This window comes from Streptomyces sp. NPDC127092, from assembly GCF_042722475.1.
Taxonomy (GTDB): Bacteria; Actinomycetota; Actinomycetes; order Streptomycetales; family Streptomycetaceae; genus Streptomyces.
In genome coordinates, this window is the sequence record NZ_JBHXFE010000010.1 from 43,210 (window position 1) to 68,025 (window position 24,816).

The following is a 24,816-nucleotide window of genomic DNA, read 5'->3' on the forward strand; positions in this document are numbered from 1 at the left end:
AGGGGTCGACGAACGGTCAGAGCAGAGCGGCGCGCGGCCCGTCGGGCTGCTCCAGACGCCGCTCGGTGACCGACCGGGCCAGCTCGGAGGACTCCGCCTCCGTGAGCCTGCGGAAGCCCTCGTCGGTGATGACGGTGACGATCGGGAAGATCCTGCGGGCCAGGTCCGGGCCGCCGGTCGCCGAGTCGTCGTCCGCCGCGTCGTACAGCGCCTGGACGACGAGCGTGGTGGCCTGCTGCTCGGTCAGGTCGTCCCGGTAGAGCTTCTTCATCGACCCGCGCGCGAAGATCGAGCCCGAGCCGGTGGCGGCGTAACCGTGCTCCTCGGAGCGGCCGCCGGTGACGTCGTAGGAGAAGATCCGGCCCTTCTCCTTGCCCTCGTCCCAGCCCGCGAAGAGCGGCACGACGGCGAGGCCCTGCATGGCCATGCCCAGGTTGCTGCGGATCATCGTGGACAGGCGGTTCGCCTTGCCCTCCAGGGAGAGCGTCGCGCCCTCCACCTTCTCGAAGTGCTCCAGCTCCAGCTGGAACAGCTTCACCATCTCCACGGCGAGACCCGCGGTGCCGGCGATGCCGACCGCGGAGTACTCGTCGGCCGGGAAAACCTTCTCGATGTCCCGCTGCGCGATCATGTTCCCCATGGTCGCCCGCCGGTCACCGGCGAGCACCACGCCGCCGGGGAACGTCGCGGCGACGATGGTCGTCCCGTGCGGCGCCTCGACGATCCCCTCGGGAAGCCTCCGGTTGCCCGGGAGCAGCTCCGGCGAGTGGTCGGAGAGGAAGTCCATGAAGGAGGACGAGCCCGGCGTCAGGAAGGCCGCCGGCAGACGCCCGATACTACGAGGGTTGGCTTCCACGCGATTCCTTCCGATGGGAACGACGGCCCGCCGTGGGACGCACGGGCCGATCTTGCTTGCTGTGCACGGACCTTACCCGTGCCTGCGCCTGTCATCCGTCCCCGGACCCGCGGCTTTCCGGGGCTCCGGGGACGGAGGGTCGGGTGGGCGCCCGAGCGGCTACTCGCCGCCCTTCTGAACGAAGCTTCGAACGAAGTCCTCGGCGTTCTCCTCCAAGACGTCGTCGATCTCGTCCAGGACGGAGTCCACGTCGTCGCTCAGCTTCTCCTGGCGTTCCTTGAGGTCGGAGCTCGCCTCCGCCGTGGTCTCCTCGACCTCCTCGGTGGAACGCGTCGCCTTCTGCTGTCCGCCGCCGGTGTCCTTGGTCGCCATAAACCTCACCCCGCTCGAATCGGCCCGCTCGTGTGGGTCTGTACAAGATCCGACCCTACAAGCCGGGACTGACATCGGCCCTGCAGTTTCCGCAACGTCCGGGCACTGGTCTCATGATTCCCAGTGCCCGGGCATTTCAGCCGCCTCAGCCGCCGGAAAGGACGCGGACCAGTTCCTCGGCCGTCCGGCAGCGGTCCAGGAGCTCCTTGACGTGGTTCCGGGTACCCCGCAGGGGCTCCAGGGTCGGGACGCGCTGGAGCGAGTCCCGGCCCGGGAGGTCGAAGATCACCGAGTCCCAGGAGGCGGCGGCCACGTCGTCCGCGTACTGCTCCAGGCAGCGGCCGCGGAAATAGGCCCTGGTGTCCTCTGGAGGGCTCGTCTCGGCCCGTTCCACCGTTTCCTCGTCCAGGAGGCGCTTCATGCGCCCACGGGCCACCAGACGGTTGTACAGGCCCTTCTCGGGCCGCACGTCCGCGTACTGGAGGTCCACCAGGTGCAGCCGGGCCGCGTCCCAGTCCAGGCCGTCGCGCTTGCGGTAGCCCTCCATGAGTTCCCGCTTGGCGATCCAGTCGAGCTCGCCGGCCAGGCTCATCGGGTCGTTCTCGAGCCGGTTGAGCGTGTCCTCCCAGCGGGTCAGGACGTCCTTGGTTTGTTCGTCGGCGTCCGAGCCGTACCGCTCGTCCACGTATTTCCTGGCCAGCTCGAAGTACTCCATCTGGAGCTGTACGGCGGTGAGTGTCCGGCCGCTGCGCAGCGTGATCAGGTACTGGAGCCCGGGGTCGTGGGAGACGTGGTGGAGGGTGCGGACGGGCTGGTCGACGGCGAGGTCGACGGTGATGAAGGCGTCCTCGATCATGGAGAGGACGAGGGCGGTGGTGCCGAGCTTGAGGTAGGTGGAGATCTCGGAGAGGTTGGCGTCTCCGATGATCACGTGGAGCCTGCGGTACTTCTCGGCGTCCGCGTGCGGCTCGTCGCGCGTGTTGATGATGGGGCGCTTGAGCGTGGTCTCCAGGCCGACCTCGACCTCGAAGTAGTCGGCGCGCTGGCTGATCTGGAAGCCGTGCTCGCGGCCGTCCTGGCCGATGCCGACGCGGCCCGCGCCGGTGACGACCTGGCGGGAGACGAAGAACGGCGTCAGGTGGCGCACGATGTCCGAGAAGGGGGTCTCCCGCTTCATCAGGTAGTTCTCGTGCGTGCCGTAGGACGCGCCCTTGTTGTCGGTGTTGTTCTTGTAGAGGTGGATCGGCTGGGCGCCGGGCAGCTGGGCGGCCCGTTCCGCGGCCTCGGCCATGATCCGCTCGCCGGCCTTGTCCCAGAGGACGGCGTCGCGGGGGTTGGTGACCTCGGGGGCGCTGTACTCGGGGTGGGCGTGGTCCACGTAGAGCCGTGCGCCGTTGGTGAGGATGACGTTGGCGAGGCCGATGTCCTCGTCGGTGAGCTGGCTGGAGTCGGCGGCCTCGCGGGCGAGGTCGAAGCCGCGGGCGTCCCGCAGCGGGTTCTCCTCCTCGAAGTCCCAGCGGGCGCGGCGCGCCCGGTGCATCGCCGCCGCGTAGGCGTTGACGATCTGGGACGAGGTGAGCATGGCATTGGCGTTGGGGTGCCCCGGGACGGAGATCCCGTACTCCGTCTCGATGCCCATAACGCGCCGTACGGTCATGCGGCCCTCCTTGCCCGGCGCCGACCCCCGCACTGTGCGTGATTCGGCGGTACCCACGAGCCTAAAGCGGCCGCGCGCGTACGGGGAGATCGAATGCGATTGGGTGAGTGGAAAGCGACGGCTGCGGATGCCCGGATTCCGGACATCCGCAGCCGGTGCGCGTCACTACAGGTACTGACCGGTGTTGGCCACCGTGTCGATGGAGCGACCGGTGTCCGCGCCCTGCTTTCCGGTGACGAGGGTGCGGATGAAGACGATCCGCTCGCCCTTCTTTCCGGAGATCCGGGCCCAGTCGTCGGGGTTGGTGGTGTTGGGCAGGTCCTCGTTCTCCTTGAACTCGTCCACGCAGGCCTGGAGGAGGTGGGAGACGCGGATGCCCTTCTGGTCGTGGTCGAGGAAGGCCTTGATGGCCATTTTCTTGGCCCGGTCGACGATGTTCTGGATCATCGCGCCCGAGTTGAAGTCCTTGAAGTAGAGGACTTCCTTGTCGCCGTTGGCGTACGTGACCTCGAGGAAGCGGTTCTCCTCGGATTCCGCGTACATCTGCTCGACCACGGACTGGATCATTCCGTGGGCGGCGGCCTCCTTGGATCCGCTGTGCTCGGCGAGGTCGTCGGCGTGCAGCGGGAGGGAGGCCGTGAGGTACTTGGCGAAGATGTCCTTGGCCGCTTCCGCGTCCGGGCGCTCGATCTTGATCTTGACGTCGAGCCGGCCGGGCCGCAGGATCGCGGGGTCGATCATGTCCTCGCGGTTGGAGGCGCCGATGACGATGACGTTCTCCAGGCCTTCCACGCCGTCGATCTCGGCGAGCAGCTGGGGGACGATGGTGTTCTCCACGTCCGAGCTGACGCCGGAGCCGCGGGTGCGGAAGAGGGATTCCATCTCGTCGAAGAAGACGATGACGGGGGTGCCCTCGCTCGCCTTCTCCCGGGCACGCTGGAAGACGAGGCGGATGTGCCGCTCGGTCTCGCCGACGTACTTGTTGAGGAGTTCGGGGCCCTTGATGTTCAGGAAGTAGGACTTCCCGGCGGGCTGGCCGGTCACCTCGGCGACCTTCTTGGCAAGGGAGTTGGCGACGGCCTTGGCGATCAGCGTCTTGCCGCAGCCGGGCGGACCGTAGAGCAGGATGCCCTTCGGCGGCCGGAGTTCGTGCTCCTTGAAGAGGTCGGGGTAGAGGTACGGGAGCTCGACCGCGTCGCGGATCAGCTCGATCTGGTTGCCCAGACCGCCGATCTTGTCGTAGTCGACGTCCGGGACCTCTTCGAGGACGAGTTCCTCGACCTCGCTCTTCGGGATCACCTCGTAGACGTATCCCGACCTGGGTTCCAGGAGGAGGGCGTCTCCGGGGCGGATGGTGATGTCGAGGAGGGGCTCGGCGAGCCGCACGACCCGCTCCTCGTCGGTGTGGCCGATGACCAGGGCGCGCTCGCCGTCCTCGAGGATCTCCTTGAGGGTGACGATGTCGCCGGCGCGCTCGAATTCCATGGCCTCGACCACGTTGAGCGCTTCGTTGAGCATGACTTCCTGGCCCCGCCTGAGCTCGTCGAGCTCGACGCTGGGGCTGACGTTCACCCGGAGCTTGCGGCCCCCGGTGAAGATGTCGCACGTTCCGTCCTCGTTGGCCTGCAGGAAGACACCGAAGCCGGCCGGCGGCTGGGCGAGCCGGTCGACCTCCTCCTTGAGGGCCACGATCTGGTCGCGGGCCTCACGGAGCGTATTGGCGAGTCGCTCGTTCTGAGCGGACACGCCGGCCAGGTTCGTCTGCAGCTCGACGATCCGCTCCTCGAGAATCCTCGTGTGACGCGGAGAGTCGGCGAGCTTGCGGCGCAGGACGGCGATTTCCTGCTCGAGATAGGCAACCTGGCCGGCGGGGTCCTCAGACCCCCGCCCCGGCCGGATGCCGCGGTTGATGTCGTCGTCGTGGGCTGCCACGGTCCTCACCTCCTCCAAGGGGAGCTGGACGCTTCCTGACCCTACCTGGGTGGGTGATGATTGAAACCCCTAGATCAAAAAGACTGCGGGGTGTGTCCGATCTTCACCCTTGCGCTTCCCCTCACGCCAGGGGAATACCCACCGGCGGGCACGGCAAAAGCGCCCGGTTGTATCGTCGTGGGTGGTCAACACCCGTCAGGGTTTGCCCGACTTATCGACGCGACGCAGAAACGGCAGGGGATATGACCGTGCAGCAGGAGGCTCCGGCGGCGGGTGCCGGCGAGGCGCTGGAGGTCTGGATCGACCAGGACCTGTGCACCGGGGACGGGATCTGCGCGCAGTACGCTCCCGAGGTCTTCGAGCTGGACATCGACGGGCTCGCTTATGTGAAGAGCGCGGACGACGAGCTGCTCCAGGAGCCGGGGGCGACGACGCCGGTGCCGCTGCCGCTGCTGCAGGACGTGGTGGACTCGGCGAAGGAGTGCCCGGGCGACTGCATCCACGTGCGCCGGGTCGGGGACGGCGTCGAGGTGTACGGTCCCGACGCGGAGTGACGCGTCGGTGACGGGCCGGGGGGCCGGGCCGGTCAGACCGCGCGTGCCTGGTCCTGGGCGGTGCGGACGAAGGTTCCGCCCTGCCAGCGCCAGCTGACCTGTTCTCGCTGGTCGGGGCAGCAGCTGGGGACGTCGGGGCCGGAGTAGCCGAGCAGGGTGGCGTGGACCGCTCCGCCGCGTACGGCGAAGTCGGCGACGTTCTGCTGCTGCGAGGGTTCGACGAGCGTGGCGACGACGCGTGCGGCGGGTGTGCCGGTGCCCTTGCCGTGGGTGAGGACGTAGATGCCGCTGGGCGGTGTGCCGGAGCCGGCTTCGCAGTGTACGACTGCGACGGTTTCGGGGTTTCCGTCGCCGTCGAGGTCGCCGGTGGCCCGTCGGGCGATGGTGCTGGGCGCTCCGCCGCATTCCAGGGGGTAGTGGGCGGTGTCGGCGTCGGGCGCGGGCCGCGGGGCGGGGGCGCCGTGCGCGCCGGTGGCTCCGGCGGGGTCGGGCTGGAGGAGGCCGGCGAGGGCGACGACCGCGGCCATGGCGGTGGCGGTGGTCAGCCAGTGCACCGGGCGGGCGTGGGTGTGCGCGAGGTCCGTGACGGCGGAGGTCTGCACGCGAGAAGTCTCCTGTGAGGGTGGTGCGGAAGGAGTTGCGGGCATCGTGCCACACGTCACAGGAGTGCGGAACAGGCGGGGTCGGCTCCGGTGTTGCGGGCCGGCGCGCGGGGTCGCGGGCGGGTCACGGGTGGGGGGACACGGGCGTTACGGGCCGGGGCTCGGGCCGTGCGGGCTCCGGTGCGGCTCCGAACATGAGGGTGCCGCCGTCGACTTCCTCGCCCTGGGGCGGGAACTCGGCGGCGGCACCGTTGCGTTGTCGGGGCGTCAGCCCCGGTGAGGCGTCAGCCCTTGTTGGGGCCCTCGTAGTCCTCGCCGTAGGCGCCCTTGGCGGGCCGGCGGCGGCGCATCGGGGGCTCCACGCCGTCCGCGAGGCGGCGGGCGGTGACGAGGAAGCCGGTGTGGCCGATCATGCGGTGATCGGGGCGCACGGCCAGGCCCTCGACGTGCCAGTTGCGGATCATGGACTCCCAGGGCTGCGGCTCGGCGTAGCAGCCGAACTCGCGGATGGACTCCACGGTGCGGGCGAGCTGCGTGGTGGTGGCCACGTAGCAGCACAGGATGCCGCCGGGGACGAGCGCCTTGGAGACGGCCTCCAGGCACTCCCAGGGGGCGAGCATGTCGAGGATGACGCGGTCGACGTCGGTGTCGGACAGGTTGTCCTGGAGGTCGCCGACGGTCAGCTGCCACGCGGGGTGGGGGCCGCCGAAGTAGCGCTCGACGTTGCCCTTGGCGATCTCGGCGAAGTCCTCGCGGCGCTCGTAGGAGTGCAGCATGCCGCTGTCCCCGATGGCGCGCAGGAGGAAGGAGCTCAGCGAGCCGGAGCCCACGCCCGCCTCGACGACGCGGGCGCCGGGGAAGATGTCGGCGAAGGCCAGGATCTGCCCCGCGTCCTTGGGGTAGACCACGGCGGCGCCGCGGGGCATGGACAGGACGTAGTCGGGGAGCAGGGGGCGCAGCGCAAGGTAGGCGACGTTTCCCGTGGTACGGACAACACTGCCCTCGGGAGCGCCGATCAGCTCGTCGTGCGGGAAGGACCCCTTGTGGGTGTGGAAGTTCTTCCCGGCCTCGAGCGTGAACGTGTAGTGGCGTCCCTTGGGGTCGGTGAGCTGGACCTGGTCCCCGACCTTGAAGGGCCCGCGACGGCGGGCGGCACCGGTCGGTTCGGACATGTGAGCACCTTATCAAGGGCTTCCTCGCCTCCGGTCCGCTCAAGTCGGCACCGACGGTCGACCGTGCTCGGAAGCCGCGTGCCGGTGTTACGAGGAGGGTCGTGCCATGGCCTTGACGAAGGCCTTCTCGACGTCGGCGGTGGACAGCACGCCGTAGATCTCGCCGGTCTCCTCGACGACCAGGTACTCGGTGGCGGGGCTGGCGCGGAGGTGGTCGAGGAGGGGCTGGCCGGTGAGCTCGGCGGGGACCCTCATGCCGTCGACGAGGTCCTGGGTGAGGGCGCTGACGGCGACCCAGGGGCGGCGGTGCTGGGGGAGGGCGGCGATGGCGGTCTCGCGGACGATTCCGGTGGGTGCGCCGTGGCCGTCGACGACGACGAGGGCGCGGGCGCCGGCCTCGTTGGCGCGGCGGAGGGCCTCGGAGAGCGGGGTGGTGGGCTCGACGGGGATGGCGCGGCGGGTGAGGGCGCGGGCGCGCAGCTCGGGGAGGTGTTCGCGCAGCCGGGCCATGCGGAGGCTGTTGCCTGCGCCGGTCCAGATGATCGCGGCGAGGATCGCGGCGAGCAGGGCGTCGGTGACGGTGGTGAAGCCGGAGATGTCCTCGGGCGAGTTGCCGAGCCAGCCGGTGCGGGTGAGGAGCGGGAGGCCGATGAGGACGGTGATGGCGAGGGCGCGGCCGACCCAGGCGGCGGCGACGGTGCCGCTCATGGCGTTGCCGGTGATCTTCCAGATGACGGCGCGGAGCATGCGGCCGCCGTCGAGCGGCAGGCCGGGCAGCAGGTTGAAGACGGCGACGATCAGGTTGGAGATCATCAGCCCGCCGAGGAGTACGCCGGGCACGGTGCCGGGTTCGACCGCGTAGAGGCTGAGGTAGAAGAGTCCGGCGAGGACGAGGGAGAGCAGCGGGCCGACGAAGGCGAGGACGAACTCGCGGCCGGGGGTCTCGGTCTCCTTGTCGATCTCGGAGACGCCGCCGAAGAACTGGAGCTGGATGCGGCGCACCGGGAGTTTGAAGCGGAGCGCGGCGAGCGTGTGGGCCAGTTCGTGGACGAGCACGGAGGCGTAGAAGGCGATGGCGAAGAACAGCGAGACGAGATAGCGGGCGGCGCCGAGTTCGGGCAGGACGCGTTCGATCTGGTCGCCGAAGACCCAGGTGATGAGGGCGGCGACGAGGAACCAGCTGGGGGCTACGTAGACGGGCACGCCGAAGGGCCGGCCCATGAGGATGCCACCGCCTGGCTCCTCGGTCCGCTGCGGCTTGGACTCGTCCTGGTTCACGGGTTCCTCTCGTCGCCGGGCCGCTCGGCCCGCGCACTCGGTCACGGTTCGATCATGCAGCGCGACGGGTCCTGCGTCGATGGTATTCCGCGCGCGCCCGTCGGGTGGATCAGGGTCGGACGGGTACGGACTGTCGGTGGCGGGCCGTAGGGTCTTTGTCATGAGTACGAGCGAGCAGCCGCCGGTGGGCGCCGTGGAGGCACGGCCGCCCGTGTCGCTGTCGCCTTCGCGGGCGAGCGACTTCATGCAGTGCCCCCTGCTGTACCGGTTCCGGGTGATCGACCGGCTGCCGGAGAAGCCGAGTGCGGCGGCGACGCGCGGCACGCTGGTGCACGCGGTGCTGGAGCGGCTGTTCGACGCGCCGGCGGTGGAGCGGACGGTGCCGCGGGCGAAGGCGCTGATCCCGGGGCAGTGGGACCGGCTCCTGGAGTCGCGTCCGGAGCTCGCCGAGCTGTTCGCGGAGGACGCGCCGGGCACGGATCCGACGGAGCCGCGGGCCGAGCGGCTCGCGCGCTGGCTGTCGGAGGCGGAGGCGCTGGTCGAGCGGTGGTTCACGCTGGAGGACCCGACGCGTCTGGAGCCGGCGGAGCGCGAGCTGTTCGTGGAGACGGAGCTGGCGTCCGGGCTGCGGCTGCGCGGGGTGATCGACCGGGTGGACGTGGCGCCGACGGGCGAGGTGCGGATCGTCGACTACAAGACGGGCAAGGCGCCGCGGCCCGAGTACAGCGAGGGCGCGCTGTTCCAGATGAAGTTCTACGCGCTGGTGGTCTGGCGGCTGAGGAACGTGGTGCCGCGCCGGCTGCAGCTGGTGTACCTGGGCAGCGGCGACGTCCTGACGTACGACCCGGTGGAGGCGGATCTGCTGCGGGTGGAGCGCAAGCTGCACGCGTTGTGGGAGGCGATCCGGCTGGCGACGGAGACGGGTGACTGGCGGCCGCGGCCGACGAAGCTGTGCGGCTGGTGCGACCACCAGGCGGTGTGTCCGGAGTTCGGCGGCACTCCCCCGGTGTATCCGCTGCCGGTGGTGCCCGCGCGCCCGCCGGAGTCCGCGGAGTAGGCCCAGGGCAGAATGGATCAGGTCCAGCCCACGCCGTGAAGGAGTTGTCCGTGGCTATCCGCGTCCTACTGGTCGACGACCAGCCGCTGCTGCGCACCGGTTTCCGGATGATCCTGGAGGCCGAGCAGGACCTCGCGGTGGTGGGTGAGGCCGGGGACGGTCTCCAGGCTCTGGACCAGGTGCGGGCGCTGCAGCCCGATGTGGTGCTGATGGACATCCGGATGCCGCGGATGGACGGCGTGGAGGCCACGCGGCAGATCACCGGTCCGGGCCGGGACGGTCCGGCGAAGGTGCTGGTGCTGACCACGTTCGACCTCGACGAGTACGTGGTGGAGGCGCTGCGGGCGGGGGCGAGCGGCTTCCTCCTGAAGGACGCCCCGGCGCACGAGCTGGTGCAGGCGATCCGGGTGGTGGCGGCGGGCGAGGCGATGCTGGCGCCGTCGATCACGCGCCGGCTGCTCGACAAGTACTCGGCGCATCTGCCGTCGGGCGAGGAGCAGGTGCCGGACACGCTGAACACGCTGACCGACCGCGAGGTCGAGGTGCTGAAGCTGGTGGCGCGGGGTCTGTCGAACGCGGAGATCGCGGCGGACCTGTTCGTCAGCGAGACGACGGTGAAGACGCACGTCGGGCACGTGCTGACGAAGCTGGGCCTGCGGGACCGGGTGCAGGCGGCGGTGTACGCGTACGAGAGCGGTCTGGTGCGCCCCGGCGCGCAGTGAGTCTCGAGGTACGGGTGAGGGCCCGGTGCGCCGCAGGCGCGCCGGGCCCTCGTCGTGGCGGAGGGGCGTCAGCCCTTCTTGATCTCCCAGAAGCGGAAGACGGTGGACGCGTCGAGGGTCCACTCGAGGCCGGTGACGCCCTCGCGGGCCACCGCGTACTGCTTGCCCTGCCACAGCGGCAGCAGCGGGAGCTCGTCGGCGACGAGGTCCTGGACCTTGGTGTACGTGGAGCCGGTCTGGGAGCGGTCCGGGGAGGCGGCGACGGCGGGCAGCAGCTCGCCGGTGATCAGGGCGTTCTCGTAGCGGTTGCCGAGGACGTTGTCGTCGCCGAAGAACGGGGAGGTGAAGTTGTCGGCGTCCGGGTAGTCGGGGACCCAGCCGCGGACGTACACGCCGTACTTGCCGGCCGCGATGTCCTTCTCGTACTGCTCGAAGGAGACGGACTGGACCTTGGCGTCGAACAGGCCGCTGGCGTTGAGCTGGCCGGCGATGGCCTCCATCATCTGGTCGGTGGCGGGGCCGAAGCGGTTCGGCGTGGACCAGAGGGTGAGCTTCACCTTCTCGGTGATGCCGTCCTTGCGCAGCGCGGCCTTGGCCTTGGCCTTGTCGGGCTCGCCGTAGGTGTCGAAGAACGAGGTCGAGTGTCCGGCGATGCCGGCCGGGACGATGGAGTAGAGCGGCGTCGCGGTCGACTTGTACACGTTCTGGACGAGCGCCTCGCGGTCGACCAGGTGGGCGATGGCCTTGCGGACGCCGAGCTTTCCGACGACGGGGTCCTTGACGTTGAAGACCATGTGCTGGACCTCGGCGCTGGAGCCCTGGACGACCTGGATGCCCTTGTCGCCCTGGGAGTTCTCCAGGGCGGCTATGTCGTCGGCGGCCAGGCCTCGGTAGGCGACGTCGACGTCGCCGGCGGAGAGGGCCTTGGCCAGGGCCTCGCGGTCGCCCTGGTAGAGCTTGAGGGTGACGCTGCCGTTCTTCCGCTTGGCGTTGCCCTGGTAGGAGTCGTTGGCGCTGAAGACGGCCTCGGTGTCGCTGATGGAGTCGAGCTTGTACGGGCCGGAGCCGACGGCCTTGCCGTCGGTGCGCAGGCCGTCGGCCTGGTACTCGCGGTGGTCGACGATGGAACCGGCGCCCGAGGCGATCTTGCTGGGGAAGGTGGCGTCGGGGACCTTCAGCTTGAAGACGACGGTCTTCTCGTCGGGGGTCTCGATGGAGTCGATCGAGGAGAGCAGCGGAGCGGGGCCGTTGGGGTCGGCGATCTTCAGGGCGCGCTCGAAGGAGAACTTGACGTCCTCCGAGGTGAGCGGGTTGCCGTTGGAGAACTTCAGGCCGTCGCGCAGGGTGCAGGTGTAGATCTTGCTGCCGCCGGAGAAGCCGCACTTGTCGGCCGCCTCGGGCTCGGGCTCGGAGGCGCCCTTCGGGAAGGCGAGCAGGGACTGGAAGACGTTGTTGAACAGCAGCCAGGAGCCGGGGTCGTAACCGGCGGCCGGGTCGGTCGCCATGATCTCGTCCGACATGCCGACGCGGACGACGGCCCCGGCGCCGCCGGAGTCACCGCCCTGTTCGGTGCCGCAGCCGCTGAGCATGGTCGCGGCCAGGCCCGCGGCGAGCGGGGCGGTCAGCCACTTGTTGTGTGCCTTCACAGAACTTGCCTCTTGATCTCTTGCCAGGCCGGCCGCGCAACCGCTGCGCGGCCGGTACAACGAAGGGGTCAGGCGGTGCCGCGGTCGAGCTCCCACAGGAGCATGTCGGAGGAGGTGTTCAGCGACCACTCGACGCCGGTGATGTCGTCGCGGGCGGCGACGTACTGCTTGCCCTGCCACAGCGGCAGGACGGGGACGTCCTTGGCGACGATCTTCTGGATCTGCTCGAAGACCGGGGCGGCGGCGGTGCGGTCGGCCTCGCGGCGCGACTGCGGGATGAGCCGGTCACGGACGGACTGGTTGACGTAGGGGGTGTTGAGGAAGTTGTCGCTGTCGAGGAACGGAGCGACGTAGTTGTCCGGGTCCGGGTAGTCGGGGAACCAGCCGAGGCCGTAGACGGCGTAGTCGCCGCGCTTCTGGGCCGGGCGGAACCGGGACCACTCGGTGCCCTGGATACGGGCGTCGAAGAGCTTGGTGGCGTTGAGCTGGTCGCGCAGCGCCTCGAACTCGTCGGCCGTCTCGGCGCCGTAGTGGTCGGTGGTGTAGTGCAGGGTGACCGGGACGGGCGTCTTGACGCCGGCCTCGCGCAGCAGCTTGGCGGCCTTCGACGGGTCGGGCTCGCCGTAGGTGTCGATGAACGAGGTGGCGTGGCCGGTGACGCTGGAGGGGATCAGCGAGTAGAGGGGCTCGGCGGTGGGGCCGTAGACCTGGTCGATCAGCTTGCCGCGGTCGACGACGGAGGCCATGGCCTGCCGGACGGCCTTCTCCTTGACGGCGGGGGCCTTGGTGTTGAAGGCGAGGTAGCGGATCTCGAGACCGGGGACCTCGGTGAGTTCGATGCCCTCCTGGGGCTTCTCGGTGAGTTCCTTGATCTGCGGCTGGGACATGGCGCGGGCGGCCATGTCGATGTCGTCGGAGCGCAGCGCCTTGTCCATGCCGTCGGCGTCGCCGAAGGTGCGGAGTTCGACCTTGTCGTTGCGCAGGGTGATGTCGCCCTTGTAGCGGGCGTTCTTGGTGAAGACGAACTTCGTCGCCTTGTCGCCGTCGCGTTCGGCCTTCATCGTGTACGGGCCGGAGCCGTCGACGTCGAAGCCCTCGCGCAGCGACTTCCCGTCGTACTTGTCCTTGCTGAGGATGCCCGCCACGGGGGTGGAGAGCTTGTACGGGAAGGTCGCGTCGGGCGTCTTGAGGTGGAAGATCACCTCGAGGTCGCCCTTGGTCTCGACGGTGTCGATGTTGGCGAGGAGCGCGGCGGTGCCGTTGTCGGACTTGATGGCGAGCACGCGCTCGACGGAGAACCTGACGTCCTCGGCGGTGATCGGGGTGCCGTCGGCGAAGGTGAGTCCTTCACGGAGCTTGCAGCGGTAGCTCTCGCTCTCCTTGTCGGAGAAGCCGCAGCTCTGGGCCGCCTCGGGCACCGGGGCGCCGCCGCCGCGCGGGACGTGCATGAGGGTCTGGAGGGTCTGCCGCAGGATGTTCCAGGCGCCGGTGTCGTAGGCGAAGGCGGGGTCGAGCGGGGCGGGGGCGTCCTCGGTGGCGACGAACTGGTCCGTGGTGCCGACGACGATCGCTCTGCTCTCGTCCCCTCCACCGCAGCCGGCGAGCACGGGGGTGAGCAGTGCGGCCACGATCGGCAGCACCAGGGTCTTGCGGTTCATCAGGGACGTTCTCCTCATCCGGCACGGGGTGACGGCCGGCATTGGTACAGCGGCTTCGGTCACTCCGCCGGACGCCCGGTCGGGGCGTGGCGATCGGGCCGGGAGGGGGTGCGATCGGTCCTGTGTACGCGGCGACTTGGGTGGCCGCCGGGGCACGCGGAGGGTGCGGCGGAGTACGTGCGAAAGATTAGTGGGCTACACCAGTGCCACCGGACGGGGAAGACCGCGAGGGCGCTCGGCCGGCGAGCATGAATACGGTGCGTTCGATAGTCATGCGCGGGAATGATTCGTACGCGCGGGAGCGAACCGGGACACAAGGGTGGGGTGTAACCGGTGGTTTCGGGACACCGCACGCAGACAGGCCACCCTCCGGTCGGCACTCTGGGTGACCAAAGTCACTCAGGGTTCCTTCCGGCGGATGGCCTGAAGTTTCCGGGCGCGAACGGCGCGGGCGGTCAGTGGGTCCTGGGCGAGGCGATCAGGGTCCGGAGGAAGGGCACGTCGACCTCCTCCAGGGAGCGGACCACGACCCGGCCCGCGGAGGGCGCGATCGGGGCGACGGAGGGCACCGCGACGACCCGGCAGCCGGCCGCCTCGGCCGCCGCGACGCCGGTCGCGGTGTCCTCGACGACGGCGCACAGCGCCGGCTCGGCGCCGACGCCGCGGGCGGCGGTGAGATACGGCTCCGGGTGCGGCTTGGTGCGGGCCACCTCGTCGCCCGCGACGGTCAGCGCGAACCGGTCCCGGCCGAGCGAGGCGAGCACCCGGTCGATGATGCGGCGGTGGGAGGCGGAGACCAGGGCGGTCGGGATGTTGTGCCGGGCCAGTTCGGTGAGGAGCCGGTCGGCGCCGGGCATCAGCGGCACGCCCCGGTCGATGCGCTGCTCGAACTTCTCGTTGAGCAGGACGGTCAGCTCCTCCAGCGTGATGTCGGCACCGGTGGCCTCGATCAGGTAGCCGGCGCTGCGCGTCATGGGTCCGCCCACGACGACGTCCCGCCAGGCCTCGTCGAGCCGGTGACCGAGGTCGGCGAAGACCTCCACCTCCGCGTCCCACCAGAAGCCCTCGGTGTCGACGAGGGTGCCGTCCATGTCGAGGAAGACCGCCTGCAGCGCGGAGCTCCCGTTGGCACGGAACAAGGACGCGGGGACCGTACTGGTCATCCGGCACACCTCCATGGAGGGACGAAGAGGCCGGCCACCCTCCCCGGTACGGGGGTGGGCGACCGGCCTGCACTGGACCGACCAGTGTACGTCGCGATCACAGGGGGCGCAGGGATTTACCCGCGTACCGGTTACCGAGCGTTGAAGTACTTCGCCTCGGGGTGATGGATGACGATGGCGTCCGTGGACTGCTCGGGGTGCAGCTGGAACTCCTCCGAGAGGTGGACGCCGATCCGCTCCGGCTCCAGGAGTTCGGCGATCTTCGCCCGGTCCTCCAGGTCGGGGCAGGCGCCGTAGCCGAGGGAGAAGCGCGCGCCGCGGTACTTGAGCGCGAACATGTCCTCGACGTCGGCGGGGTCCTCGCCGCCGAAGCCGAGCTCGGCGCGGACCCGGGCGTGCCAGTACTCGGCCAGTGCCTCGGCCAGCTGCACGGAGAGGCCGTGCAGCTCCAGGTAGTCGCGGTAGGAGTCGGACGCGAAGAGCTCGGCCGTGGCCTCGCCGATCTTCGAGCCGACGGTGACGACCTGGAGGCCGACCACGTCGGTCTCGCCGGACTCCTCCGGGCGGAAGAAGTCCGCGAGGCACAGGCGCCGGCCGCGCCGCTGGCGCGGGAAGGTGAAGCGGGTGCGCTCGTTGCCGGCCTCGTCGAGGATGATCAGGTCGTCGCCCTTGGAGACGCACGGGAAGTAGCCGTGGACGACGGCCGCCTCCAGGAGGTTCTCCGTGTGCAGGCGCTCCAGCCAGCCGCGCAGCCGCGGCCGGCCCTCGGTCTCGACGAGCTCCTCGTACGAGGGGCCGTCGCCGGCGCGGTTCTGCTTGAGGCCCCACTGGCCCTTGAACAGGGCGCCCTCGTCGAGCCAGCTCGCGTACTCCTTGAGCTGGATGCCCTTGACGACCCGGGTGCCCCAGAACGGCGGCGTCGGCACCGGGTTGTCGGTGGCGACGTCCGAGCGGCCGCCGGGCTCCGGCTCGTCGATCTGGAGGGTGGCGGCGCCCTTGGCGACCCGGCGCTGCTTGAGCTCGGGCAGGGCCGCGCCGGGCACGCCGCGCTTGACGGCGATGAGGGCGTCCATCAGGCGCAGGCCCTCGAAGGCGTCGCGGGCGTAGCGGACCTCGCCCTGGTAGATCTCGTGCAGGTCCTGCTCGACGTAGGCGCGGGTGAGGGCGGCGCCGCCGAGGATCACCGGGTACTTGGCGGCCAGCTCGCGCTGGTTCAGCTCCTCCAGGTTCTCCTTCATGATCACCGTGGACTTCACCAGCAGACCGGACATGCCGATCACGTCGGCGGAGTGCTCCTCGGCGGCTTCGAGGATCGCGGAGACGGGCTGCTTGATGCCCAGGTTGACGACGTTGTAGCCGTTGTTGGAGAGGATGATGTCGACGAGGTTCTTGCCGATGTCGTGGACGTCGCCGCGGACGGTGGCGAGCACGATCGTGCCCTTGCCCTCGGCGTCGGACTTCTCCATGTGCGGCTCCAGGTAGGCCACCGCGGTCTTCATGACCTCGGCGGACTGGAGCACGAACGGCAGCTGCATCTGGCCGGAGCCGAACAGCTCGCCGACCACCTTCATGCCGTCGAGCAGCGTGTTGTTGACGATGTCGAGGGCGGGCGTGGTGGTCAGGGCCTCGTCGAGGTCGGCCTCCAGGCCGTTCTTCTCGCCGTCGATGATCCGCCGCTTGAGGCGCTCCTCCAGCGGCAGGGCGGCGAGTTCCTCCGCCTTGCCGGCCTTGAGGGACTTGGCGGTGGCGCCTTCGAACAGGGCCATCAGCTTCTGCAGCGGGTCGTAGTCCTCGGTGCGCCGGTCGTAGATCAGGTCGAGCGCGGTGGTGACCTGCTCCTCGTCGAAGCGGGCGATCGGGAGGATCTTCGAGGCGTGGACGATGGCCGAGTCCAGGCCGGCCTTGACGCACTCGTCGAGGAAGACGGAGTTGAGCAGGATGCGCGCGGCCGGGTTGAGGCCGAAGGAGATGTTGGACAGGCCGAGCGTGGTCTGCACGTCCGGGTGGCGCCGCTTCAGCTCGCGGATGGCCTCGATCGTGGCGATGCCGTCGCCCCGCGACTCCTCCTGACCGGTGCAGATGGTGAAGGTCAGGGTGTCGATGAGGATGTCCGACTCGCGGATGCCCCAGTTGCCCGTGAGGTCGGCGATCAGCCGCTCGGCGATCTCGACCTTCTTCTCGACGGTGCGGGCCTGGCCCTCCTCGTCGATGGTGAGGGCGATCAGGGCCGCGCCGTGCTGCTGGGCGAGGCGGGTGACCTTCGCGAAGCGGGACTCCGGGCCGTCGCCGTCCTCGTAGTTGACCGAGTTGATGACCGCGCGGCCGCCGAGCTTCTCCAGGCCCGCCTGGATGACGTCGACCTCGGTGGAGTCGAGGACGATCGGCAGGGTGGAGGCGGTGGCGAAGCGGCCGGCCAGCTCCTTCATGTCGGCGACGCCGTCGCGGCCGACGTAGTCCACGCACAGGTCGAGCATGTGCGCGCCCTCGCGGATCTGGTCGCGGGCCATCTCGACGCAGTCGTCCCAGCGGGCCTCCAGCATGGCCTCGCGGAACTTCTTCGAGCCGTTGGCGTTCGTCCGCTCGCCGATGGCGAGGTACGAGGTGTCCTGGCGGAACGGGACCGTCTGGTAGAGCGAGGCGGCGCCGGGCTCGGGGTGCGGCTCGCGGACGGGCGGAACGACGCCGCGGACGCGCTCGACGACCTGGCGCAGGTGCTCGGGCGTGGTGCCGCAGCAGCCGCCGACCAGGTTGAGGCCGTACTCGCGGACGAAGGTCTCGTGGGCGTCGGCCAGCTCCTCGGCCGAGAGCGGGTAGTGCGCGCCGTCCTTGGTCAGCACGGGCAGGCCGGCGTTGGGCATGCAGGAGAGCGCGATGCCCGCGTGCCGGGCGAGGTAGCGCAGGTGCTCGCTCATCTCGGCGGGGCCGGTGGCGCAGTTCATGCCGATCATGTCGATGCCGAGCGGCTCGAGCGCGGTCAGCGCGGCGCCGATCTCGGAGCCGAGCAGCATGGTGCCGGTGGTCTCGACGGTGACCGAGGTGATCAGCGGGACGGTGTAGCCGGCGATCTCCATGGCGCGGTGCGCGGCGATGATCGCGGCCTTGGTCTGGAGGAGGTCCTGGGTGGTCTCGACGAGCAGGGCGTCGGCGCCGCCGGCGAGGAGGCCCTCGGCGTTCTGCTGGTAGGCGTCGCGGATGGTGCCGTACTCGACGTGGCCGAGGGTGGGGAGCTTGGTGCCCGGGCCCATCGAGCCGAGGACCCAGCGCTGCTGTCCGGTCTTCTCCGTGTACTCGTCGGCGGCCTCGCGGGCGATGCGCGCGCCGGCCTCGGAGAGCTCCTGGATGCGGTGGGCGATGTCGTACTCGCCGAGCGCGGAGAAGTTGCAGTTGAAGGTGTTGGTGCCGACGCAGTCGGTGCCGACCGCGAGGTAGGCGTCGTGGACCGCACGCACGATGTCCGGGCGGGAGACGTTCAGGATCTCGTTGCAGCCCTCGAGCTGCTGGAAGTCCTCGAGGGAGGGGTCCTGGGCCTGGAGCATCGTGCCCATGGCGCCGTCGGAGACGACGACCCGGGAGGCGAAGGCCTCGCGGAGGGCGTCGGCCCGCCGGGCGGCGGTTGCGGGTGCGGCGGAAGGGGTCGGCGACGAGGCCATGGATGGGGCTCCCTGGGATGCGACGGCTGTCGGCTTTGCGCCCTCGGCGGAGGGTGCACGGGCCCAGAGTAGCCGCGTGAGTGCCGGGGTGGGCACGGGGTTCCAGCAGGTGGACGGCATCCTGTGTCCGGGGACTCCCGGTCCGGCCCGTTCTTGTCCGACACTGTCAGGTGTGACACAAGGTCGGCATCGACCGATAGTGTTCAGCATTGTCGAACAGCATGTGAGGAGAAGGGCCGGGCGATGGCGAAGAACATCCAGTCGCTTGAACGGGCGGCGGCGATGCTGCGACTGCTCGCGGGCGGCGAGCGCCGGCTCGGCCTGTCGGACATCGCCTCCTCGCTGGGCCTCGCCAAGGGCACGGCGCACGGCATCCTGCGCACCCTCCAGGCGGAGGGCTTCGTCGAGCAGGACCCGGCGTCCGGCCGCTACCAGCTCGGGGCGGAGCTGCTGCGCCTCGGCAACAGCTATCTCGACGTGCACGAGCTGCGCGCGCGGGCCCTGGTCTGGACGGACGACCTGGCCCGCTCCAGCGGCGAGAGCGTCCACCTGGGCGTGCTGCACCAGCAGGGCGTGCTCATCGTGCACCACGTCTTCCGGCCGGACGACAGCCGCCAGGTCCTGGAGGTGGGGGCCATGCAGCCGCTGCACTCCACGGCCCTGGGCAAGGTGCTCTCGGCGTACGACCCGGTGGCGCACAGCGAGGCCGTGGAGGTCGAGCGGGAGCCGTTCACGCCGCGCACGGTCACCCGGCTCGCGGACTTCGAGACGCTGCTGGACATGACCCGCGCGCGCGGCTGGGCGGCGGACGTGGAGGAGACCTGGGAGGGCGTGGCCTCGGTGGCGGCGCCCATCCACGACCGGCGGCGGATGCCGGTGGGGGCGGTGGCCATCACGGGCGCGGTGGAGCGGGTCTGCGCGGGCGGGGAGCTGCGCTCGGAGCTCGTGGCGGCCGTCCGGGACTGCGCCCGCGCGGTCTCCCGCGACCTGGGCGCGGGCCGTTTCTGACCCCCACGGGCCCTTGTGAGGCCGCGCGCGGGGCCGCGTGCGCGGCCCCGCCGGAGCACGTTCCAACCCGTCGGTAACGATCGCGTTATCGGCGGGTTTTTCGCGCTCGCGACCCTTGACGCGCTGTTAACCGTGGCGCAAAACTTCCGTTCATCGGTCGGCATTGTCGAACAGCTACCGGCAATACGCGCTAAGGTGTGACAGTGCCAAGGGCCGGCAACGCCCTCACCTGAGGGCGCGAACCACCGGAGGGACCCGTGGTTCGCCTTCCCCTGGACGAAGGACAAAGGAGTCGCGGGTGTCCAGCTCCGACATCTTCATCGGCGAGACCATCGGTACCGCCGTACTCATCCTGCTCGGCGGCGGCGTCTGCGCCGCCGTGACGCTGAAGAGCTCCAAGGCCCGCAACGCGGGCTGGCTCGCGATCACGTTCGGGTGGGGCTTCGCCGTCATGACGGCGGTCTACATGACCGCTTCCCTCTCCGGCGCCCATCTGAACCCCGCCGTCACGATCGGCATAGCGATCAAGAGCGGTGACTGGAGCGACGTGCCGGTCTACGTCGCCGGCCAGATGCTCGGCGCCATGATCGGCGCGGCGCTGGTCTGGATCGCCTACTACGGCCAGTTCCGGGCCCACCTCACGGACGAGTCGATCATCTCGACCCCGCACGAGGAGGGCATGGTCGACCAGAAGGCCGCTCCCAAGGCGGGTCCGGTGCTCGGCGTCTTCTCCACCGGCCCGGAGATCCGCAACCCCTGGCAGAACCTCGCCACCGAGATCATCGGCACCGTCGTGCTGGTGCTGGCCGTGCTCACCCAGGGCCTCAACGACAGCGGCAAGGGCCTCGGCGTCATCGGCGCCCTGATCACCGCCTTCGTGGTCGTCTCCATCGGCCTCTCGCTGGGCGGCCCGACCGGCTACGCCATCAACCCGGCCCGCGACCTGGGCCCACGCATCGTGCACGCCCTCCTCCCGCTGCCGAACAAGGGCGGCTCCGACTGGAGCTACGCCTGGATCCCGGTCGCCGGTCCGCTGATCGGCGGCGCCATCGCCGCGGGTATCTACAAGCTCGCGTTCGTCTGAGCCGTCCTTCTTCCAGCCTTCCCTTGGAGTACACCGTGACCGACGCCCACACCGCCGGACCGTTCATCGCCGCCATCGACCAGGGCACCACCTCGTCCCGCTGCATCGTCTTCGACAAGGACGGCCGCATCGTCTCCGTCGACCAGAAGGAGCACGAGCAGATCTTCCCGAAGCCGGGCTGGGTCGAGCACGACGCCATGGAGATCTGGACCAACGTCCAGGAGGTCGTCGCCGGCGCCATCGCCAAGGCCGGCATCACCGCGGCCGACGTCAAGGCGATCGGCATCACCAACCAGCGCGAGACCACCCTGATGTGGGACAAGAACACCGGCGAGCCGGTGCACAACGCGCTGGTCTGGCAGGACACCCGCACCGACGCCCTGTGCAAGGAACTCGGCCGCAACGTCGGCCAGGACCGCTTCCGCCGCGAGACCGGCCTCCCGCTCGCCTCGTACTTCTCCGGCCCCAAGGTCCGCTGGCTGCTCGACAACGTCGAGGGCCTGCGCGAGCGCGCCGAGCGCGGCGACATCCTCTTCGGCACCATGGACTCCTGGGTCATCTGGAACCTGACCGGCGGTGTCGAGGGCGGCCACCACGTCACCGACGTCACCAACGCCTCCCGCACCCTCCTGATGAACCTCCACGAGATGGCCTGGGACGAGCGCATCCTCGCCTCCATGGACATCCCGGCCGCGGTGCTGCCGGAGATCCGCTCCTCCGCCGAGGTGTACGGCACCGTCAAGGGCGGCGTCCTCGACGGCGTCCCGGTCGCCTCCGCGCTCGGCGACCAGCAGGCCGCCCTGTTCGGCCAGACCTGTTTCGCCGAGGGCGAGGCCAAGTCCACGTACGGCACCGGAACGTTCATGCTGATGAACACCGGCGACAAGATCATCAACTCCTACAGCGGTCTGCTGACCACCGTCGGCTACCAGATCGGCGACGAGAAGCCGGTCTACGCGCTGGAGGGCTCGATCGCCGTCACCGGCTCCCTGGTGCAGTGGATGCGGGACCAGATGGGCCTCATCAAGTCCGCCGCCGAGATCGAGACCCTCGCCTCCTCGGTCGAGGACAACGGCGGCGCCTACTTCGTGCCCGCCTTCTCCGGCCTCTTCGCCCCGTACTGGCGCTCCGACGCCCGCGGTGTCATCGCCGGCCTCACCCGCTACGTCACCAAGGCGCACATCGCCCGTGCCGTCCTGGAGGCCACCGCCTGGCAGACCCGTGAGATCACCGACGCCATGACCAAGGACTCCGGCGTCGAGCTGACGGCCCTCAAGGTCGACGGCGGCATGACCTCCAACAACCTGCTGATGCAGACCCTCTCCGACTTCCTGGACGCCCCCGTGGTGCGCCCGATGGTCGCCGAGACCACCTGCCTCGGCGCCGCCTACGCCGCCGGCCTGGCCGTCGGCTTCTGGCCCGACACCGACGCGCTGCGCGCCAACTGGCGCCGGGCCGCCGAGTGGACCCCTCGCATGGACGCCGACAAGCGCGACAGCGAGTACAAGAACTGGCTCAAGGCCGTAGAGCGCTCCATGGGCTGGATCGAAGCAGAAGAGAACTGACGAGGAGCAATTCGCGATGACCACCCTGCAGAGCCTCCCCTCCCTGGGGACGCACCCGGCCGCCGGTTCGCTTCCGACCCGCGCCGAGACCAGGGAGCAGCTGTCCAAGGCGACGTACGACCTCCTGGTGATCGGCGGCGGCATCCTGGGCATCTCCACCGCCTGGCACGCCGCGCAGTCCGGGCTGCGGGTGGCCCTGGTGGACGCCGGCGACTTCGCCGGCGCCACCTCCTCCGCCTCCTCCAAGCTCCTCCACGGCGGTCTGCGCTACCTGCAGACCGGCGCGGTCAAGCTCGTCGCGGAGAACCACTTCGAGCGGCGCGCGGTCTCCCGCCAGGTGGCCCCCCACCTGTCCAACCCGCTCACCTTCTACCTGCCCGTCTACAAGGGCGGCCCGCACGGCGCGGCCAAGCTCGGCGCCGGCGTCTTCGCCTACAGCGCCCTGTCGGCCTTCGGTGACGGCGTCGGCCACCTGCTGAGCCCCGCCAAGGCCGCCCAGGACGTGCCGGAGCTGCGCACCGACAACCTGAAGGCCGTCGCCGTCTACGGCGACGACCAGATGAACGACGCCCGCATGGCGCTGATGACGGTCCGCGCCGCCGTCGACGCCGGCGCGGTCGTCCTCAACCACGCCGAGGTCACCGGCCTGCGCTTCACCAAGGGCCGGGTCACCGGCGCCGAGCTCAGGGACCGGCTGTCCGGCGAGGAGTTCGGCGTCACCGCCCGCCTGGTGCTCAACGCCACCGGCCCGTGGGTCGACCACCTGCGGAAGATGGAGGACCCCAACGCGGCGCCCTCCATCCGCCTCTCCAAGGGCGCCCACCTGGTGCTCAAGCGCACCTCCCCGTGGAAGGCCGCGCTGGCCACCCCGATCGACAAGTACCGGATCACCTTCGCCCTCCCGTGGGAGGACATGCTCCTGCTCGGCACCACCGACGAGGAGTACGAGGGCGACCCGGCCGAGGTCGCGGTCAACGACAAGGACATAGCCCAGATCCTGGACGAGGCCGCCTTCTCCATCCGCGACCAGCAGCTCGACCGCTCCCTGATCACCTATGCCTTCGCCGGCCTGCGGGTACTGCCGGGCGGTCCGGGCGACACCTCCAAGGCCAAGCGGGAGACGGTCGTCACCGAGGGCCGCGGCGGCATGCTGTCGGTCGCCGGCGGCAAGTGGACCACCTTCCGCCACATCGGCCGCACGATCATGAAGAAGCTGGAGTCGCTGCCCGGTCACCCGCTGGGCGAGGACTACGAGTCCGTGTCCACGCTGCCGAAGCGGCTGCCGCTGCCGGGCATCGCGAACCCGAACGCGGTCGCCCACCGGCTGCTCGTGGACGGCCCGGCGCCCGGCCCGCGGATGTCCGCCGACACCGCCAAGCACCTGGCCACCCACTACGGCTCGCTCGCCTTCGACATCGCCCGCATGGCGAACGAGAACCCCGAGCTCGCCGAGCGCATCCACCCCGACGCGCCGGAGATCTGGGCCCAGGTCGCCTACGCCCGCGACCTGGAGTGGGCCGAGACCGCGGACGACGTGCTGCGCCGCCGCACCACCCTGACCATCCGCGGCCTCGCCACCGACGAGATCCGCGGCAAGGTCGAGGACATGCTGCGCAAGTGAGCGGTGCGGTAAGGGGCGGTCTCCATTGGAGACCGCCCCTTACCCGTTCCGTGTGCGCCCCGGTTTTCCTGGGTAGTTGATCAAGGCCGACGCGGCCGGGGAAAGCCGTAAGGTTGGTCCGTACGACAGGAACTTCGACGAAGGAGGCGCTGGGTGATCGAGCTCGAGGGGGTTCCCGAGCTGATCGACCCGGTCATGGTGGCCGCGTTCGAGGGGTGGAACGACGCCGGTGACGCCGCCTCCGCGGCGGTCGCCCATCTGGACCGGGAGTGGAAGGGCGAGGTGTTCGCGGCGCTCGACGCCGAGGACTACTACGACTTCCAGGTCAACCGGCCCACGGTGTGGCTGGACGGCGGCGTCCGGAAGATCACCTGGCCGACGACCCGGCTCTCCGTGGTGCGGATCGGCGGCGAGAAGCCCCGGGACCTGGTCCTGGTGCGCGGGATCGAGCCGTCGATGCGCTGGCGTTCGTTCTGCAACGAACTGCTCGGCTTCGCCCACGAGCTGGGCGTGGAGATGGTGGTGATCCTGGGCGCGCTGCTCGGCGACACCCCGCACACCCGGCCGGTGCCGGTCAGCGGCGTCACCTCCGACCCCGACCTGGCCCGCACGATGGACCTGGAGGAGACCCGCTACGAGGGCCCGACGGGCATCGTGGGCATCCTCCAGGAGGCCTGCACCCACGCCGGCGTCCCGGCGGTGAGTCTGTGGGCGGCGGTGCCGCACTACGTGTCGCAGCCGCCGAACCCGAAGGCGACGCTGGCGCTGCTCAACCGCCTCGAGGACCTGATCGGCCTGCACATCCCGCTGGGCGAACTGCCGGAGGACGCGCGAGCCTGGCAGCTGGGCGTGGACCAGCTGGCAGCCGAGGACAGCGAGGTCGCCGAGTACGTGCAGACCCTGGAGGAGGCGCGGGACACGGCGGAGCTGCCGGAGGCCTCCGGAGAGGCCATCGCCCGCGAGTTCGAGCGCTATCTGCGGCGCCGCGACCCGGGCCAGGGTCCGGGGCCCGGGGTGGCGACCGAAGGCGGCGAGACCTCGTACCTGAGGGACGGTCCGGGCGAGCGGACCCGTCCGCCGAAGCCGCAGCAGCCGGGTCCGGAGGCGGTCCCCGGCGCGGACCCGGATCCGCAAGGGAGCTCTGACGCGGACCGGGGCGAGGAGCCGGACGGCGACGACGCCGAGGAGTGACCGGTACGGGAGGGGCGGCGCGACCGCC

The 24,816-nt window shown here is 70.2% G+C and carries 19 protein-coding genes; 8 read left to right on the top strand and 11 right to left on the bottom strand.

Annotated elements, in window-relative coordinates:
• Positions 1-16: 16 nt before the first annotated feature.
• From prcB to arc, 4 genes are all read right to left on the bottom strand, one after another.
• On the bottom strand, positions 17-856 hold the full coding sequence (gene prcB / locus ACFWJO_RS10935; RefSeq protein WP_386864392.1) for a proteasome subunit beta: 840 nt from the start codon (positions 854-856) through the stop codon (positions 17-19).
• Between the two features lie 159 nt (positions 857-1,015).
• The gene (locus ACFWJO_RS10940) at positions 1,016-1,228 is read right to left on the bottom strand and encodes a ubiquitin-like protein Pup (protein ID WP_030759619.1); all 213 of its coding nucleotides are present in this window, start codon (positions 1,226-1,228) and stop codon (positions 1,016-1,018) included.
• A 145-nt stretch (positions 1,229-1,373) separates the two neighbouring features.
• Positions 1,374-2,885 (bottom strand): depupylase/deamidase Dop, encoded by a 1,512-nt coding sequence (gene dop, locus ACFWJO_RS10945; protein ID WP_386864393.1) that lies wholly within the window; start codon positions 2,883-2,885, stop codon positions 1,374-1,376.
• Between the two features lie 165 nt (positions 2,886-3,050).
• Positions 3,051-4,817: a proteasome ATPase gene (arc, locus tag ACFWJO_RS10950; RefSeq protein WP_384414571.1), complete on the bottom strand. Its 1,767-nt coding sequence runs from the start codon at positions 4,815-4,817 to the stop codon at positions 3,051-3,053.
• 242 nt (positions 4,818-5,059) lie between these two features.
• On the opposite strand from arc, the gene ACFWJO_RS10955 reads away from it, so the two are divergent.
• Positions 5,060-5,371 (top strand): ferredoxin, encoded by a 312-nt coding sequence (locus ACFWJO_RS10955; protein ID WP_386864394.1) that lies wholly within the window; start codon positions 5,060-5,062, stop codon positions 5,369-5,371.
• 32 nt (positions 5,372-5,403) lie between these two features.
• Here the strand turns inward: ACFWJO_RS10955 and ACFWJO_RS10960 are convergent, their stop codons facing one another.
• From ACFWJO_RS10960 to ACFWJO_RS10970, 3 genes are all read right to left on the bottom strand, one after another.
• Positions 5,404-5,973 (bottom strand): hypothetical protein, encoded by a 570-nt coding sequence (locus tag ACFWJO_RS10960; protein ID WP_386864395.1) that lies wholly within the window; start codon positions 5,971-5,973, stop codon positions 5,404-5,406.
• Between the two features lie 284 nt (positions 5,974-6,257).
• On the bottom strand, positions 6,258-7,145 hold the full coding sequence (locus ACFWJO_RS10965; protein WP_019884997.1) for a tRNA (adenine-N1)-methyltransferase: 888 nt from the start codon (positions 7,143-7,145) through the stop codon (positions 6,258-6,260).
• Positions 7,146-7,232: 87 nt separating this feature from the next.
• The gene (locus ACFWJO_RS10970) at positions 7,233-8,669 is read right to left on the bottom strand and encodes a site-2 protease family protein (RefSeq protein WP_386864396.1); all 1,437 of its coding nucleotides are present in this window, start codon (positions 8,667-8,669) and stop codon (positions 7,233-7,235) included.
• On the opposite strand from ACFWJO_RS10970, the gene ACFWJO_RS10975 reads away from it, so the two are divergent.
• Together ACFWJO_RS10975 and ACFWJO_RS10980 are read left to right on the top strand one after the other, a co-directional pair.
• A complete protein-coding gene (locus tag ACFWJO_RS10975) occupies positions 8,584-9,480 on the top strand; it encodes a RecB family exonuclease (protein ID WP_386864397.1) in 897 nt (298 codons plus the stop codon). The genes ACFWJO_RS10970 and ACFWJO_RS10975 overlap by 86 nt on opposite strands.
• A gap of 50 nt (positions 9,481-9,530) precedes the next feature.
• Positions 9,531-10,202, top strand: coding sequence for a response regulator (locus ACFWJO_RS10980; RefSeq protein ID WP_384414555.1), 672 nt, complete (start codon positions 9,531-9,533; stop codon positions 10,200-10,202).
• A 68-nt stretch (positions 10,203-10,270) separates the two neighbouring features.
• Here ACFWJO_RS10980 and ACFWJO_RS10985 read toward each other — a convergent pair whose 3' ends face one another.
• The 4 genes from ACFWJO_RS10985 to metH all read right to left on the bottom strand — a co-directional run bounded on the left by ACFWJO_RS10985 (position 10,271) and on the right by metH (position 18,319).
• A complete protein-coding gene (locus ACFWJO_RS10985) occupies positions 10,271-11,848 on the bottom strand; it encodes an ABC transporter substrate-binding protein (RefSeq protein WP_386864398.1) in 1,578 nt (525 codons plus the stop codon).
• 68 nt (positions 11,849-11,916) lie between these two features.
• A complete protein-coding gene (locus ACFWJO_RS10990; protein ID WP_386864399.1) occupies positions 11,917-13,506 on the bottom strand; it encodes an ABC transporter substrate-binding protein in 1,590 nt (529 codons plus the stop codon).
• 455 nt (positions 13,507-13,961) lie between these two features.
• Entirely contained in the window at positions 13,962-14,669 is a 708-nt protein-coding gene (locus ACFWJO_RS10995; protein ID WP_386864400.1) for an HAD family hydrolase, read from the bottom strand.
• A gap of 131 nt (positions 14,670-14,800) precedes the next feature.
• Positions 14,801-18,319 carry a methionine synthase gene (gene metH, locus ACFWJO_RS11000; RefSeq protein WP_386864401.1) on the bottom strand — a complete coding sequence of 1,173 codons (3,519 nt, stop codon included), beginning with the start codon at positions 18,317-18,319 and terminating at the stop codon, positions 14,801-14,803.
• A gap of 243 nt (positions 18,320-18,562) precedes the next feature.
• On the opposite strand from metH, the gene ACFWJO_RS11005 reads away from it, so the two are divergent.
• The 5 genes from ACFWJO_RS11005 to ACFWJO_RS11025 all read left to right on the top strand — a co-directional run bounded on the left by ACFWJO_RS11005 (position 18,563) and on the right by ACFWJO_RS11025 (position 24,788).
• Positions 18,563-19,327, top strand: a complete 765-nt coding sequence (locus tag ACFWJO_RS11005; protein WP_386864402.1) for an IclR family transcriptional regulator — start codon at positions 18,563-18,565, stop codon at positions 19,325-19,327.
• A gap of 298 nt (positions 19,328-19,625) precedes the next feature.
• Positions 19,626-20,411 (top strand): MIP/aquaporin family protein, encoded by a 786-nt coding sequence (locus tag ACFWJO_RS11010; protein WP_386864403.1) that lies wholly within the window; start codon positions 19,626-19,628, stop codon positions 20,409-20,411.
• A gap of 35 nt (positions 20,412-20,446) precedes the next feature.
• On the top strand, positions 20,447-21,976 hold the full coding sequence (glpK, locus tag ACFWJO_RS11015; RefSeq protein WP_386864404.1) for a glycerol kinase GlpK: 1,530 nt from the start codon (positions 20,447-20,449) through the stop codon (positions 21,974-21,976).
• Positions 21,977-21,992: 16 nt separating this feature from the next.
• Positions 21,993-23,597 carry an FAD-dependent oxidoreductase gene (locus ACFWJO_RS11020; protein ID WP_386864405.1) on the top strand — a complete coding sequence of 535 codons (1,605 nt, stop codon included), beginning with the start codon at positions 21,993-21,995 and terminating at the stop codon, positions 23,595-23,597.
• 153 nt (positions 23,598-23,750) lie between these two features.
• Positions 23,751-24,788 (top strand): PAC2 family protein, encoded by a 1,038-nt coding sequence (locus ACFWJO_RS11025; RefSeq protein ID WP_386864406.1) that lies wholly within the window; start codon positions 23,751-23,753, stop codon positions 24,786-24,788.
• Positions 24,789-24,816: the final 28 nt, after the last annotated feature.

Coding starts and splice junctions, on each gene's coding strand:
- ACFWJO_RS10940 (WP_030759619.1), bottom strand. CDS start 1,228: ATGGCGACCAAGGACACCGGCGGCGGACAGCAGAAGGCGACGCGTTCC.
- dop (WP_386864393.1), bottom strand. CDS start 2,885: ATGACCGTACGGCGCGTTATGGGCATCGAGACGGAGTACGGGATCTCC.
- ACFWJO_RS10955 (WP_386864394.1), top strand. CDS start 5,060: ATGACCGTGCAGCAGGAGGCTCCGGCGGCGGGTGCCGGCGAGGCGCTG.
- ACFWJO_RS10965 (WP_019884997.1), bottom strand. CDS start 7,145: ATGTCCGAACCGACCGGTGCCGCCCGCCGTCGCGGGCCCTTCAAGGTC.
- ACFWJO_RS10975 (WP_386864397.1), top strand. CDS start 8,584: ATGAGTACGAGCGAGCAGCCGCCGGTGGGCGCCGTGGAGGCACGGCCG.
- ACFWJO_RS10970 (WP_386864396.1), bottom strand. CDS start 8,669: ATGAAGTCGCTCGCCCGCGAAGGCGACAGCGACACGGGCGGCCGTGCC.
- ACFWJO_RS10990 (WP_386864399.1), bottom strand. CDS start 13,506: ATGAACCGCAAGACCCTGGTGCTGCCGATCGTGGCCGCACTGCTCACC.
- ACFWJO_RS10995 (WP_386864400.1), bottom strand. CDS start 14,669: ATGACCAGTACGGTCCCCGCGTCCTTGTTCCGTGCCAACGGGAGCTCC.
- metH (WP_386864401.1), bottom strand. CDS start 18,319: ATGGCCTCGTCGCCGACCCCTTCCGCCGCACCCGCAACCGCCGCCCGG.
- ACFWJO_RS11005 (WP_386864402.1), top strand. CDS start 18,563: ATGGCGAAGAACATCCAGTCGCTTGAACGGGCGGCGGCGATGCTGCGA.
- ACFWJO_RS11020 (WP_386864405.1), top strand. CDS start 21,993: ATGACCACCCTGCAGAGCCTCCCCTCCCTGGGGACGCACCCGGCCGCC.